Consider the following 14,113-nt stretch of genomic DNA (forward strand, 5'->3'; position numbering starts at 1 on the left):
GGTCAGGACGGGCGGCGCTCGGTGAGGCCGAGCCGGTCCAGGTGGCGCAGCAGGGCGACGGCGACCCGGCGGCTGGTCGACAGCGCGTCCCCGGCCTGGCCGGGGGTGAACGGCTGCGGCAGCGCCGACAGGATCCGCAGCGCCTCCCGGTCGGCGCCGGGCAGCAGGACGACGCCGTCGCCGAGGCTCAGCACGGCGCCCGCGCGATCGGCCGCGGCGAGGGCCCCGCCGGTCAGGCCCAGTTCGGCGAGCCGCTCGGCGGCGGGCGCCTCGAACGGGGCCGGGTACAGGTCCGCGCGCAGCCGCTCCACCGCCGCGGCGAGCCGCGGGTCCAGGTCGCCGGCGCCCACCGGGCCGTGCACCCGCCCGGCGTCCAGCCACAGCGGCGGGCGGACGAGCGCGGCGGCGAGCCGCCGGGACGGCAGCCCGAGGCGCAGCCGGACGGTCTCCAGCGGGACGCCGGGCGCGAGGGGCCGCTCGGCGGCGTGCCGGGCCGTCTCCTCGGCCAGGCGCTCGTGCAGGGCCTCCCAGTACCCCGGGTCGGCGTACCAGCCGTCGTCGAGGGCGACGGCGTCGGCCGGGGGCGCGCAGCCCATGAGGTCGAGCTCGGACCGGCTCAGCACGCCGTGGCGGCGCAGCACGACGGCGCCGGACGGGCGGTCCGGCCAGGAGGCCAGCTCGCGGGCGCGGGCGGCTCCGGCGCCGCGCCGGACGAGGGTGGGCGGCCGGACGTCCAGCACGCTCACCCCGGCCACCACGCGCCGGACGGGGTCGCGCAGCAGCCCGGTGTCGCCGACGTGCAGCGGCAGCCGCGCGTTGAGGGTGAGCCGCGCCGTGTCGGGGCCGAGCGGGCGGAGCGCGACCGCGACGGCGGACGAGCCGATGTGCAGGGTCATCCGCCGGGCCAGCCGCCCGGACGCCTCACCGAAGCGGGTGCGGACGTCGACGCAGGTGGTGTGCGTCCACCGGCCGGGGCTCACCAGGGCCGACGGGCGGGTCCCGCCGCGCAGCGCGAGGGTCGCGCGGGCGACGCCGCGCACGAAGCGGCGGGACTCGCCCGCGCACTCGATCCCCTCGACCCGGACGTGCTCGCCGGCGGGCATGGCGAGCAGCTCGTCGCCGGCGCGGATCGTCCCGGCGGACAGGGTGCCGGTGACGACGGTCCGCCCGCCGTCGGTGGCGGCGTGCCCGGCCCAGAACCGGACCGGCGCGGTGGGGTCGGGGACGGGCAGCCGGCTCGCGAGCCGGTCCAGGGCGGCGGCCAGCCCGTCCATCCCGGCGCCGGTCACGGTGCTGACGGTGACGGCCTCGACGCCGCGCAGCCCGGTGCCCGCGAGGCGCTCGCGGGCCTGCCGCAGCGCCAGCCGCGGATCGGCGACGTCGGACCGGGTGATCGTCAGGACGCCGTGCCGGACGCCGAGCGCGTCCAGGGCGTCGAGGTGCTCCTGCGACTGCGGCATCCAGCCCTCGTCGGCGGCGACGGCGAGCAGGACGGCGGGCGCGGCGCCCGCGCCGGCGAGCATGGCCGGGACGGACCGCGCCTGCCCGGGGACGTCGACGAAGGCGACCGGGCGGCCCGACGGCAGCTCCGCCCAGGCGTCGGCGGGGTCGGTGCCGGGTTCCAGCGGGTCGGTGCCGGTCAGGGCGCGCACGAGCGCCGTCTTGCCGTGCCCTGCGTGCCCGGCGGTGGCGACGACCTGCATCAGCGCCCGTCCCGGGCGGGACGCGGCACGGCGGGACGGCGGCCGGAGAGGGTCCGGGGCGCGATTCGGCGGGGGCGATAGCGGGGGTAACGCAGACGAAGGTCCACGGAAGGCAACCCTAGGGACGCCGGGCCCCGAAACGTAACCCGAACCGCCCACACTGCGAGATCATCGATCTCATCGGCGCCGCGCGGCCCGCCGCCGGCCGATGATCGTCGCGCCGGGGTCAGCGTCCGGCGGCCGTGGCCGGATCCGGCAACCCCTCGGCGTCCGAGCGGTCCATGTGCGCCTCGAAGTCGTCCATCATCCGGTGCACGAGACCGGCGAGCCGCTCGCGCTCGGCGGGCGTCCACGCGCCGAGCGCCTCCCGCATCCACTCCCGCCCGGCCGCGCGCACGGACTCCAGCGCCTCCAGGCCGGCGTCGGTGAGCTGGATCCGCCGCGCCCGCCCGTCGTCGGGGTCGGGCACCCGCTCGACGTAGCCGGCCCGCTCCAGCCGCTGGACCTGCCGGGTCACCTGCGGCGCCTCGACGGCGAGCCGGACGGCGATCTCGCCGGGACGCAGCGGCCCGCCCTCGTCGGCGAGGACGCGCAGCAGCGGGACGCCGGCGCGGTCGACCGCGACGCCGGCGGCCGCGATGAACCGGTCGTGCCGGCGCGCCCTCGTGAGCATGTGCGCGATGCGCATCACGGCGCGCTCGATCTCGATGATGTCGGCTGGGACGGAGCTGGGCATGTGACCCATCCTACAGTCGAATTACTTAACTTAAGTAAGTACACTGACGGCGGCCCCGCATCCGACACGCTTCCCTGGAGGTCCCATGACCGGCGCCCCGACCACCGCCCCCGTGCGGACCGGGCGGCCCGCCGCGCCCTCGTCCACCGGCCTCACCCTCCTGGCCCTCGCCGTCGCCGGGATGGTCGTCTCCGTCCAGCAGACGCTGGTGATCCCGCTGCTGCCGCAGCTCATGCACCGCTTCGACGCCTCGGTGACCGCCGTGACCTGGGTGTTCACCGCCTCGCTGCTGGCCGGCGCCGTCGCCACCCCGCTGCTGACCCGGTTCGGGGACATGTACGGCAAGAAGCGCATGATCCTGCTCGCCCTCGTCCTCCTCCTGGCCGGCTCGGTGATCTGCGCGCTGTCGGGATCGCTGCCGGTCCTCATCGCCGGGCGGGCCCTGCAGGGCGTCTCGTCCGCGATGATCCCGCTGGCCATCGGCATGATCAGGGACACCTTCCCGCGCGAGCGGGTCACCACCGCGATCGGCGTCGTCAGCGCGACGATGGGCGTCGGCGGCAGCATCGGCATGATCGTCACCGGCCTGATCGCGGACCGCACGTCCAGCCACCACCCGGTGTTCTGGATCGCGGCGGGGCTCGCGGCGGCCGGGCTCGTCCTGGTCGCGGTCAGCGCGCGCGACGTCGGCGCGCGGGCGGGCGGGCGGCCCGACGCCGGCGGCGCGCTGCTGCTCGCCGCGTGGCTGGTCTGCCTGCTGCTGGCCATCAGCCAGGGCAACGCGTGGGGCTGGACGTCCGGCGGCGTGCTCGGCCTGTTCGCCGCCTCGGCCGTGCTGTGCGCGATCTGGGCGGTGGTCGAGACGCGGGTGCGCGAACCGCTCGTCCGGCTGAACCTGCTGGCCGGAGCGCGGTCGCTGTCGGCCAACCTCGCCTCGGCGCTGCTCGGCTTCTCGATGTTCGCCGCGTTCACGCTGATCTCCGGCTTCGTCCAGTCGCCGTCGGCCAAGGTCGGCTACGGGCTGGACGGCTCGGTGCTGGACGTCGGCCTGTACATGCTCCCGAGCACCGTGACCATGCTCGTCTTCTCGGCGCTGGCCGGGCGGATCGCCGGGCGGATCGGCCCCGCCCACACCCTCGCCATCGGGTCGGCCTTCGCGGCGATCAGCTACCTGTGGCTGGCGCTGTCCAACTCCCACGGATACGACGTGCTCGCGTTCAGCGCCATCCAGGGCATCGGCTTCGGCGTGGCCTACGCGGCCCTCGGCACGCTCGCCGTCCAGCACGTCCCGATGGACCAGAGCGGCATCGCCAGCGGGATCAACTCGCTGGTGCGCACCACCGGCGGCAGCGTCGCCGGCGCCGTCACCGCGTCGATCCTCGCCGGGCGCGTCATCGCCGGGACGAAGGTTCCCACCCTCGGCGCCTACGAGCTGTGCTTCTGGATCGTCGCGGGCGGCGCCGCCCTCGCCGCGGTCGTCGCCGTCGCGCACGGCCTGCGCCACCCCCACGAACGCGCGGACGCCCCGGCGGCCTGACGAAACCCCTGGTGGAGGACCCAGCGGGAGGCCGCCCCGTGCGCGGCGCGGCGGCGCGGGGCCTTGACGAACGGCCCCCGCGCCATGCCCTATAGGGGTGCGCCCCGAAATCCAGATGGGGGGCATCAGGGGACCCACCGGAGGACGATATGGGCGCCTACGCGGCCGCGTACGAACGCAGCATCGCCGACCCGACCCGCTTCTGGGGACTCGCCGCGCGCGACGTCCGCTGGCTCGTCCCGCCGGACCGGGTCCTGGACGACGGGGCGCCGCCCTTCTACCGCTGGTTCACCGGCGGCGAACTGAACACCTGCGACAACGCGCTGGACCGCCACGTCGAGGAGGGGCGCGGCGACCAGCCCGCCCTGATCTACGACAGCCCGGTGACCGGCACGGTGCGCGGCTACTCCTACCGGGAGCTGACCGACATCGTCGCGCGGTTCGCCGGGGCGCTGCGCGCGCAGGGCGTCGACCGCGGTGACCGTGTGGTCATCTACCTGCCGATGATCCCCGAGGCGGTCGTGGCGATGCTGGCCTGCGCCCGGCTCGGGGCCGTCCACTCGGTGGTGTTCGGCGGGTTCGCGGCCCGCGAGCTGGCCGTCCGCGTCGACGACGCGCGGCCCAAGGTGGTCGTCTCGGCGTCCTGCGGGGTGGAGGGCGGCCGGATCGTCCCCTACAAGCCGCTGCTGGACCGGGCGCTCGAACTGGCCAGGCACAAGGTCGGGCGGTGCGTGATCCGGCAGCGCGAGCAGCTGCACGCCGACCTGACCCGGCCGCGGGACGTCGAGTGGGACGAGGCCGTCGCGGCCGCCGAACCGGCCGAGTGCGCGCCCGTCGCCGCGACCGACCCGCTGTACATCCTCTACACCTCCGGGACGACCGGCCGTCCCAAGGGCGTCGTGCGCGACAACGGCGGGCACGCCGTGGCGCTGCGCTGGTCCATGGAGAACGTCTACGGCGTGGGCCCCGGGGACGTGTTCTGGGCGGCGTCGGACGTCGGCTGGGTCGTCGGCCACTCCTACATCGTGTACGCGCCGCTGCTCACCGGCTGCACGACCGTCCTGTACGAGGGCAAGCCCGTCGGGACGCCGGACGCCGGCGCGTTCTGGCGGGTCGCCGCCCAGCACCGGGTCAAGGCGCTGTTCGCCGCGCCGACCGCGATCCGCGCGATCAAGAAGGAGGACCCGGAGGGCGCCCTGCTCGCCGGGCACGACCTGTCGGCGCTGGAGACCCTCTTCCTCGCCGGGGAGCGCCTCGACCCCGACACCTACCACTGGGCGTCGCGGGTGCTCGGCCGCCCCGTCGTCGACCACTGGTGGCAGACTGAGACGGGCTGGCCGGTCGTGGCGAACCCGCGCGGCCTGGAGCCGATGCCGGTCAAGCCCGGCTCCCCCACCGTCCCGGTGCCCGGGTTCGACGTGCGGGTGCTCGGCCCGGACGGCGGGCCCGTCCCGCCGGGCGCCGACGGCGACCTCGCGCTGCGGCTGCCGCTGCCGCCCGGCACGCTGCCCACGCTGTGGCAGGACGACGAGCGCTTCGTCGAGTCCTACCTGACCCGCCACCCGGGCCACTACCTCACCGGCGACGGAGGGCACGTCGACGCCGACGGCTACGTGTGGGTGATGGGCCGCACCGACGACGTGATCAACGTGGCCGGGCACCGGCTGTCCACGGGCGCGATGGAGGAGGTCATCGCGGCGCACCCCGCGGTCGCCGAGTGCGCGGTCATCGGCGTGCGCGACCCGCTGAAGGGGCAGGTCCCCCGCGGCCTGGTCGTGCTGAAGAGCGGCGTCCTCGCCGAGCCCGGCGAGCTGGCCGCCGAGCTGGTGCGGCTGGTCCGCGACCAGGTCGGGCCCGTCGCCGCCCTGAGGGAGATCACGGTCGTCCCGGCCCTGCCGAAGACGCGGTCGGGCAAGATCCTGCGCGGCGTCATGCGCGGCATGGCCGACGGGCAGGACGTCCCCGCCCCGTCCACGATCGAGGACCCGGCCGTGCTCGACGGCCTGCGGCCCCTCCTGCGCCCGCCGGACACGCCCTAGCCCTACGGGTGGGTCTTCGGCCAGAACGCCGCCACGAGCCAGACCCCGGCGGCGCCGAGCGCGATCTGGAAGAGCGTCTCCCAGTAGTCCCAGCCACCGCGCTCCAGCCCCACCATGTGCGACAGGCCCGTGCCCGCGAAGGCGGCGGAGATCCCGGCGGCCATGATCAGCCAGACCGGCATGGTCCGCCGGTCCGGCGCGATCAGGCGGCCGAGGACGCCGATGACCGCGCCCAGCACGATGGCCGAGAAGATCCCCCCGATGGTCATGCCCGCCCCCAGGTCCCCCGTCCCGGCCGCGCGGGCCGGTCACCCCGCCCCTACCCGGCCGGACGATCACCGACACGGGCCGCCGGTTCAGCGCACCAGCAGCGTGCGCCGCGACCGGGCGACCAGCTCGCCGACCACCGGCGCGCCGGGCACCTCGCCCGCGACCAGCAGCCCGCCCGAGGTCTGCGCGTCGGCCAGCAGGAGCCGCTCCTCCTCGGCGATGCGCCGGAAGGCGGTGTGCGGCGACACCCACGCCAGGTTGCGCCGCGTGGCCGCCGGGACGAAGCCGTCCCGGACGGCGTCGCGCGCGCCGTCCAGGTAGGGGACGGCCGCCGCGTCCACGACGGCGGTGACGCCGCTCGCCCGCGCCAGCCGGTACAGGTGGCCGAGCAGCCCGAACCCGCCGACGGCGACCGCGCAGCCCACGCCCGTGTCCAGCGCCGCGCGGGCGGCCCCGGCGTTGAGCGCCGCCATCGCCGCGACCGCCTCGGCGAACACCTCCCCGGTCGCCTTGTGCCGGGCGTTGAGCACGCCGAGGCCGAGCGGCTTGGTCAGCGACAGCGGCATGCCGGGCCGGCCCGCGTCCGGCCGCATCAGCAGGGCGGGGTCGGCGGTCCCCGTCACCGCCAGCCCGTACTTGGGCTCGGGGTCGTCGATGCCGTGCGCGCCGGCGATCGGGCACCCGGCGAGCGCGGCCGTGTCCCGGCCCCCGCGCAGCACCTCCCGGGCCAGCTCCGCCGGGAGCGCGTCGCGCGGCCAGCCCAGCAGGGTGAGCGCCATCAGCGGCGCGCCGCCGACCGCGTAGAGGCCCGACAGCGCGTCGGCGGCGGTGATGCGCCCCCAGTCGTAGGGGTCGTCGACCACCGGAGGGAAGAAGGCGGCCGCCGACACCACCGTGCGGCCGTCGTGGGCGCGCAGCACCGCCGCTCCCCCGCCCACCGCCCCGCCGCCCGGATCCGTGCCGCCGGCGAGCCCGGCGGTCAGGCGCTCCAGTTCGCCCGGCGGGATCGTGCTCGCGCCTCCGCCGCCGTGGGCGTACTGGGTGAGGCGAGCTGCGGGGGCGGGGTGCACCTAGAAATTTAACCCCCAACCACCACAAATGATCAAGAAGTGGACGGCACTGGACGCGTCCACGAACGCCCCCCGCGCCGGGCGAGGCACTAAGCTCGCCGCGGAGGCGGGCGAGCGCCTGGTGGCCTCCACGGCCTTCAAAGCCGATGGTCCCGAGCACCTCGGGACGGCGGGTTCGATTCCCGTGCGCCTCCGCCACCTGCGTCGATGCCTGCTCGTCGTCCCGAATTGGTTCGAGGCGCAGTGTTGATACGCCGCTAAATCCCATGCGTCACCGCACCGCACAGATGTACCATGAGGCGCAGCACCTCCCACTGCCAAGGTTCCGGCCACTTCATTCGGCGAATCGCGCCGGTGCCGACATTGATCTCGGGAGGACACAACTTCAGAGCGCGTGCCCGGTGCGCAGGCAAGGGATACTTCCTCTTCCACGGGAGAGACGCGGGTTCGAATCCCGCCGCCGACTCAGGGTCGGTGTCGACTAGCGGCCCAAGTCACTACGTCTCCTTCGCCGACTTGATCTCGGGCGCACACTTCTGCGGGGCTCCTTCCGGTGCGATATGGAAGGAGCTCTTTTCCATGGGCAGGTTCAACCGCGCGGGCGCCCGCCCCGCCGTCAGCAGCCCCGTCAAGACCGAGAGCACCCCCGCGACCCTCACCGGCGAAGGCGGCCCCGGTTACCTCCGCAACGCCAAGAGCGAGCTGTTCCTCCTGGCCATCACCAACACCGTCGGGGACGACGCCTTTTACGAGAAGGCCCGCGACCGCGACGACCGCTACACCGGCCTCGTCCGCAGGCTCGCCGTCGAGGACCCGGCATGGACCGCCGGGATGCTCGGCTGGCTCCGCTCCGAGGGGCACCTGCGCTCCGCCGCGATCGTCGGCGCTGCCGAGTACGTCAAGGGCCGTCTCGACGCCGGCGAGGCCGGGGACCGTCCCGTCACGGGCACGTCCGAGGACGGCCACCCCGGCTCCTCCGCCTTCACCAATCGCCGCGTCATCGACTCGGTGCTACAGCGTCCGGACGAGCCCGGCGAGATGGTCGCCTACTGGACCGGCAAGTACGGCCGCAACATCCCCAAGCCCGTCAAGCGCGGCGTCGCCGACGCGATCGCCCGCCTGTTCGACGAGCGCGCCGCCATCAAGTACGACGCCGGCGGCGGCTACCGGTTCGGTGACCTCCTCGAGCTGACGCACCCCACCGCCCGGACCCTCGCGCAGGGCGACCTCTTCGCGCACCTCATCGACCGCCGGCACGGACGCGGCGACACCATCCCCGCCTCGCTCGTCACCCTCGCCAACCGCGCCGAGCTGCTGTCGTGGCCGGTCGCCGAGCGCCGCGCGCTGTTCGACCGGGACCAGGCCGCCTTGGTCCTCAAGGACGCCGGCATGACCTGGGAGCAGATCGCCGGGTGGCTGCAAGGCCCGATGAACGCGAAGGTGTGGGAGGCGCTGATCCCCTCCATGGGGCTGATGGCACTGACCAGGAACCTGCGGAACTTCGACAAGGCCGGTGTCTCGGACCAGGCCGCGGCCCGGATCGCCGAGCGCCTGGCCGACGGCGAGCAGGTGCGCCGCTCACGGATGCTCCCGTTCCGGTTCCTGTCCGCCTACCGCGCCGCGCCGTCCCTGCGGTGGTCGTGGCCGCTCGAGCAGGCCCTGGGGCACTCGCTCGCGAACGTGCCGAGCCTGCCCGGCAGGACGCTCGTCCTGGTCGACCGCTCCCCGTCGATGTGGGGCCAGAAGTTCTCCGAGCGGTCCTCGATGCCGTGGGCGGACGCCGCCGCGTTGTTCGGCGCCGCGCTCGCGCTGCGCGCGGCGCACGCGGACCTGGTCGAGTTCGGTATCGAGAACGGTCCCGTGCGGTTCGGCCGGGGCGAGTCCGTTCTGAAGGTCGTCGAGCGGTTCCGGCGGCTCAGCGGCACCGACGTCCCGTCGGCGGTCGACGCGCACCTGCGCGGCCACGACCGGGTCGTGATCGTCACCGACGAGCAGACCCGCCCCGGATGGCTGCCGTCCAACGGCGCCGAGTGGGGCGGCGGCGGCCCGGCCCGCCCGATCGACGACCTGATCCCCGCGTCGACGCCGCTGTACATGTGGAACTTCGGCGGCTACCGGGCCGGCGCCGCGCCGTCCGGCGCCGGGAACCGGCACACGCTCGGCGGCCTGTCGGACTCGGCGTTCCGGCTGATCGAACTACTGGAGGCACGCCGCGCCCCGGCGGCCAGATGGCCGTGGGAGTGAACGGTCGGATGTGCACCGGGGGGCGCCTCGCGGCGGCGGAGCGCCCCTATCCCCACCGAGAGCTTGTCGTCGCTTCCTCGGCGATCAAGCGGCACCGAGGGGTACGGTCGCGGCGTTGCTCCGCTCCCCGAGAAGGGCACCCGATGGGCGCGCACGACGACAAGAGCGATCAGGACTCCCACCAGCCGGGCCGGCCCGTTCCGCCACCGGAGAAAGACGAGAAGGGCAAGGGGAAGTAACACACCGATGACCTCTTCGACGGTGGAGGCCGCCGAGCCGGAGGTGGCGGCGCGGATCGACGCGCTCGCCGACGGGCTCCAGGCGCAGGGATGGCTGTCGTCTTCACGGGTCCGGGCCACCCTGCACGCCGCTCCCCGGCATCTGTTCGCCCCGCGGCGCGGATGGTGCGCCCCTGACGGCCCCGGGTCGCGTCGCACCATCGACCGTGACACCGACGCCGCCGGCTGGTGGGAGGCCGTCTACAGTGACGCCTCCATCGTCACCCAGGCCGCCGACGGCGCCGCCGACCCCGCCGCAGGGAAGGACGAGGCCACGTCCTCGCTGTCGTCACCGGGCGCGGTGGTCGCCTTCCTGGAGCTCCTCGACGCCCTGCCCGGCGAGCGGGTCCTGGAGATCGGGACCGGCACCGGCTGGACGGCGGCGCTGCTGACGGCGCTCGGCGCCGAGGTCACCACCGTCGAGATCGACCCCGCCCTGGCCTCCGGCGCGCGCGAGAGGCTGGCCCGAGCCGGGGTCGAGGCAGCGGTCATCACCGGCGAGGGAGCCGACGGGGCCCCGGAGCGGGCCCCGTTCGACGGCGTCCACGCCACCTGCGCCGTCAACCACGTCCCGTACGCGTGGGTGGAGCAGACCCGGCCCGGCGGACGCATCGTGGCCCCGTGGGTGCCCGAGTTCGGCGACGGCCACAAGCTCCTGCTGACCGCGACCGGCGACGGCCGCGCGATCGGCCCTCTGTCCGGCACCGCGAACTACATGCTGCTGCGCGCCCACCGGACGCGACTCCGGCTGCCCGACGACCTCGGCGGCGCCACGGAAACCGGCACACGCCTGGACCCGCGCCGAGTGGTGAGCGACAGCTACGGCGCCGACGCCGCGATCGCCGGGATGCTCCCCGACGTCCAGGGCGGCTCCCGGACCCGCGGCGGAGCCTTCGAACTCCGACTGGCGGACGTGGCCGCGACCTCCTGGGCACTGGTGCGCCGGACATCGGGCCCCGAGCACCACGTGCTCCAAGCGGGTCCGCGCCGGCTCTGGGACGAAGTCGCCCACGCCTACCTGCGCTGGGTGTCCTGGGGTCGCCCCGCCCGCTCCCGCTTCGGCGTAACAGCCGACCAGCAGGGCCAAGTGCTCTGGCTCGATACCCCCACCAACATCATCACCCCTGAACCCCCAAGACCATGCCGCGAACCCTCGCAGGGATGAGGAGCGGCGGCTCAGCCGCCCCACAAGAGGTTCAGCGCGACCACCACGAGCAGGTCATCCCAGATCAGGTACTCGACGAGGCCCACCTCGGCGAACCCCGCCTGCCGGACGCCCTCGACCACGGTTGGGTCACTGGTCGTGGGGTCGTACGGTGCGACCGCGACGACGGCCAGCGTCTCCGCGAGCGCGACCTGGACACTAAGAGGCAGGTCTGCGAGCTGCTTAAGGACGTGGCGGCTCAGCTCCACGCGATAGGTCACATGCGATTGTCGCGCGCTCCCTGGGCGGCCGTGAGCCGTTCCTGCCAGAACGCTTCGGCTTCGTCAGGGGTGAGGCCAAAACGTTCGGCGATGACGTCCTGGATCGGGAACGTCTCGGCGGTGCCGGCTCGGACCTCCTCTGCCAGGGCGTCGATCTCCTCGTAGAGGCCGGGCCGCCGATCCGGGTCGCGACTCATCAGGCTCGCGCGGAGCGCCCAGCGTTGCAGGAAGGCTCGGAGGTCTGGGAAGCGGGCGATGTCATCGGCGGCGGCCTGGGCGCGTTCCCGGTACTCGGCCTGGAAGGCGACGCGTTCCCTTGCGGGGAGCGTGCGCAGGATCACCGCAGGGTCCTGCGGGTCCGGCTCCTCGTGCAGGGGCTGGGCGCTCATGCGTCCGAGTGTAGGTGGCACGGTCAGGTGATGGCGGGTTCGCAAGGAACTTGTGCGGGTCGCTCGTCACAAGTCCAACGGGCTCGCACAAGTGCGCGACAGTGGCGGGGTCTGCGGGGGCCGGGAGCGGGGCGGGCGGCGTACGGTGACATTATGAGGCGTCGCAGGGTGGCGTACGGGATCATGATGGGGACGTGCCTGGTCCTGTTCGTGCTCGCCTGGTCGGTCGTCCGCCTGTTCTCGCCGGCCGCCGCGGTCGCGATGTCGGTGGTGGCGATGGTCATCCCGCCGTTCGCGGCCGTCGTGGCCAACTGGAACATCGACCGGACGGACCGGCGGGACTGAACCGCCCCGCGGACGTGAGGAGGGCGGCATGACGGGCCCGGGCGTCCCCTGGCTCCTGGACCTGGCCGGCATCTTCGTCTTCGCGGTGTCCGGGGCGCTGGCGGCCGTCCGGCAGCGGCTGGACGTCGTCGGGATGGTGGTGCTCGCGGAGATCACCGCGCTCGGCGGCGGGATCCTGCGGGACCTGCTGATCGGCGCCGTGCCGCCCGCGGCGTTCACCAGCCTCGGCTACGTGCTGGTGCCGCTGGCGGCGTCGGCCCTCGTGTTCTTCTGGCATCCGCAGGTGACACGCCTCCTCCCCGCGGTGCTGCTGTTCGACGCGGCCGGGCTCGGGCTTTTCTGCGCCACCGGCACCCTGAAGGCCCTGGACCACGGGCTGTCGCCGCTGCACGCGGTGCTGCTCGGCGTGGTGACCGCGGTGGGCGGCGGCGTGCTGCGCGACATGCTGAGCGGGCAGATCCCCTCGGTGCTGTACGACCGGCAGCTCTACGCGCTGCCCGCGATGCTCGGCGCCAGCGTGGTCTCGGCCGCCTCCGCGGCGGACCTGCGCGGCGGGGCCGTCACCGTGGGCGCGGCCGTCCTGGCGTCCGGGCTGCGGGTGCTGGCCATGCGGTACGGCTGGCGCACGCCCCGTCCGCGCGGCGTCCCCGATTAGCCTCCGGTGACGTGACGCGGCCCCCGCGTGCCGCATCGCGCTCGAAAAAGGATCTGGAACGGGACAATCTGCCGCGAACTTGTTCGCTGAGCGTCGATTTCGCGGGTACCGTCACGGCCATGGGACGGATCACCGTGCGCAGGCCAGTGCTGAGGCTGAGCACCAGCGGAGCGCGCGGGCGGCGGCCCGACACGCTCGCGGTCGAGGAGCCACTGGAGATCCGGGTGGCGGGCAAGCCCCTCACGATCACGATGCGGACGCCGGGGGACGACTTCGACCTCGTCGCGGGCTTCCTGGCGGCCGAGGGCGTCATCGCGTCCGCCGAGGACCTGGCGTCGATGCGCTACTGCGCCGACACCGACGAGCAGAACGTCCTGGACGTGGATCTGGCGGCCGGGGTACCGGCGCCGGACGACTCGATGACCCGCGCGTTCGCGACGACGAGCGCGTGCGGCGTGTGCGGGAAGTCGAGCATCGAGGCGCTGCGCTCCGACCGCCCCTACGAGGTCGCGGCGGATCCCGTCCGGCTCACCCCGGACGTGCTGGCCGCGCTGCCGGAGCGGCTGCGCGAACGGCAGCGCGTGTTCGACCGGACGGGCGGGCTGCACGCGGCCGGGCTATTCGACGCCGAGGGGACCCTGCTGGCGCTGCGCGAGGACGTCGGCCGGCACAACGCGGTGGACAAGGTGGTCGGCTGGGCGCTGCGCGAGGGCCTGCTGCCGCTCGCCGGGCGCGTGCTCATGGTGAGCGGGCGGGCCTCGTTCGAGCTGACCCAGAAGGCGATGCAGGCCGGGATCCCGGTGCTGGCGGCGGTGTCGGCGCCGTCGTCGCTCGCGGTCGACCTCGCCGCGGACGCGGGGATGACGCTGGTCGGCTTCCTGCGCGGGGAGACGATGAACGTCTACGCGGGCGCGGAGCGCATCGCCGGGTGAGGACCGCCGGGTGGGCATCGCGGGGTGAGCGGGCCGGCACGCCCGCCGGGCCGACCCCCTAGGGTGGTGGTCATGCCGGACGCCGTGATCATCGGAGCCGGGCCCAACGGTCTCGTCGCGGCCAACGTCCTCGCCGACGCGGGCTGGGACGTGGAGGTCCTGGAGGCCCAGCCCGAGCCGGGCGGGGCCGTGCGCAGCGACCGGGGCGTGCACCCCGACTACGTCAGCGACCTGTGCAGCGCGTTCTACCCGCTGGGCGTCGCGTCCCCCGCCATGCGGGCGCTCGACCTCGAACGGTACGGGCTGCGCTGGCGGCACGCGCCCGCCGTGCTCGCCCACCCCCTGCCCGACGGGCGCGCCGCCGTGCTGGAACGCGACCCGCGGGCGACCGCGGCCGGTCTCGACGCGCTCGGCGCGGGCGACGGCGCGGCCTGGCTGCGGCTGTACGGGATGTGGGAGGAGATGGGCGAGGAACTGCTGCGCGCCCTAG

The 14,113-nt window shown here is 74.7% G+C and carries 14 protein-coding genes and 1 tRNA gene; 9 read left to right on the forward strand and 6 right to left on the reverse strand.

Annotated elements, in window-relative coordinates; all coding sequences use genetic code 11:
- Window positions 1-2: 2 nt before the first annotated feature.
- Window positions 3-1,703 carry a SelB domain-containing protein gene (locus E1291_RS20555; RefSeq protein WP_131739461.1) on the reverse strand — a complete coding sequence of 567 codons (1,701 nt, stop codon included), beginning with the start codon at window positions 1,701-1,703 and terminating at the stop codon, window positions 3-5.
- 226 nt (window positions 1,704-1,929) lie between these two features.
- Window positions 1,930-2,439: a MarR family winged helix-turn-helix transcriptional regulator gene (locus tag E1291_RS20560; protein ID WP_207400839.1), complete on the reverse strand. Its 510-nt coding sequence runs from the start codon at window positions 2,437-2,439 to the stop codon at window positions 1,930-1,932.
- 85 nt (window positions 2,440-2,524) lie between these two features.
- Here E1291_RS20560 and E1291_RS20565 point away from each other — a divergent pair, with 85 nt between their 5' ends.
- Both E1291_RS20565 and E1291_RS20570 read left to right on the forward strand, forming a co-directional pair.
- On the forward strand, window positions 2,525-3,976 hold the full coding sequence (locus tag E1291_RS20565) for an MFS transporter (protein ID WP_131739463.1): 1,452 nt from the start codon (window positions 2,525-2,527) through the stop codon (window positions 3,974-3,976).
- A 149-nt stretch (window positions 3,977-4,125) separates the two neighbouring features.
- A complete protein-coding gene (locus E1291_RS20570) occupies window positions 4,126-6,015 on the forward strand; it encodes an AMP-binding protein (RefSeq protein ID WP_131739464.1) in 1,890 nt (629 codons plus the stop codon).
- Window positions 6,016-6,017: 2 nt separating this feature from the next.
- On the opposite strand, the gene E1291_RS20575 is transcribed toward E1291_RS20570, so the two are convergent.
- A complete protein-coding gene (locus E1291_RS20575) occupies window positions 6,018-6,284 on the reverse strand; it encodes a GlsB/YeaQ/YmgE family stress response membrane protein (RefSeq protein WP_131739465.1) in 267 nt (88 codons plus the stop codon).
- Window positions 6,285-6,371: 87 nt separating this feature from the next.
- On the reverse strand, window positions 6,372-7,355 hold the full coding sequence (selD, locus tag E1291_RS20580; protein WP_131739466.1) for a selenide, water dikinase SelD: 984 nt from the start codon (window positions 7,353-7,355) through the stop codon (window positions 6,372-6,374).
- 102 nt (window positions 7,356-7,457) lie between these two features.
- On the opposite strand from selD, the gene E1291_RS20585 reads away from it, so the two are divergent.
- The 3 genes from E1291_RS20585 to E1291_RS20595 all read left to right on the forward strand — a co-directional run bounded on the left by E1291_RS20585 (window position 7,458) and on the right by E1291_RS20595 (window position 11,042).
- Window positions 7,458-7,553, forward strand: a tRNA-Sec gene (locus E1291_RS20585).
- A gap of 381 nt (window positions 7,554-7,934) precedes the next feature.
- Window positions 7,935-9,599 (forward strand): TROVE domain-containing protein, encoded by a 1,665-nt coding sequence (locus E1291_RS20590; protein WP_131739467.1) that lies wholly within the window; start codon window positions 7,935-7,937, stop codon window positions 9,597-9,599.
- 246 nt (window positions 9,600-9,845) lie between these two features.
- Complete coding sequence (locus tag E1291_RS20595) at window positions 9,846-11,042, forward strand: methyltransferase domain-containing protein (RefSeq protein ID WP_131739468.1); 1,197 nt, start codon at window positions 9,846-9,848, stop codon at window positions 11,040-11,042.
- Window positions 11,043-11,053: 11 nt separating this feature from the next.
- Here E1291_RS20595 and E1291_RS20600 read toward each other — a convergent pair whose 3' ends face one another.
- Complete coding sequence (locus E1291_RS20600; protein ID WP_131739469.1) at window positions 11,054-11,302, reverse strand: type II toxin-antitoxin system RelE family toxin; 249 nt, start codon at window positions 11,300-11,302, stop codon at window positions 11,054-11,056.
- Window positions 11,299-11,691, reverse strand: coding sequence for a DUF6247 family protein (locus E1291_RS20605; RefSeq protein ID WP_131739470.1), 393 nt, complete (start codon window positions 11,689-11,691; stop codon window positions 11,299-11,301). The genes E1291_RS20600 and E1291_RS20605 overlap by 4 nt, the downstream gene beginning before the upstream one ends.
- A gap of 30 nt (window positions 11,692-11,721) precedes the next feature.
- Here E1291_RS20605 and E1291_RS45150 point away from each other — a divergent pair, with 30 nt between their 5' ends.
- The 4 genes from E1291_RS45150 to E1291_RS20625 all read left to right on the forward strand — a co-directional run.
- A complete protein-coding gene (locus E1291_RS45150; protein WP_370771009.1) occupies window positions 11,722-12,036 on the forward strand; it encodes a DUF3099 domain-containing protein in 315 nt (104 codons plus the stop codon).
- 28 nt (window positions 12,037-12,064) lie between these two features.
- On the forward strand, window positions 12,065-12,691 hold the full coding sequence (locus tag E1291_RS20615) for a trimeric intracellular cation channel family protein (RefSeq protein WP_131739471.1): 627 nt from the start codon (window positions 12,065-12,067) through the stop codon (window positions 12,689-12,691).
- 119 nt (window positions 12,692-12,810) lie between these two features.
- Window positions 12,811-13,623, forward strand: a complete 813-nt coding sequence (fdhD, locus tag E1291_RS20620; RefSeq protein WP_131739472.1) for a formate dehydrogenase accessory sulfurtransferase FdhD — start codon at window positions 12,811-12,813, stop codon at window positions 13,621-13,623.
- Window positions 13,624-13,695: 72 nt separating this feature from the next.
- Window positions 13,696-14,113: phytoene desaturase family protein (locus E1291_RS20625; RefSeq protein WP_131739473.1), on the forward strand; the 418-nt coding region annotated here is incomplete at its 3' end.

The sequence above is a fragment of the Actinomadura roseirufa genome (assembly GCF_900659635.1).
GTDB lineage: Bacteria > Actinomycetota > Actinomycetes > Streptosporangiales > Streptosporangiaceae > Spirillospora > Spirillospora roseirufa.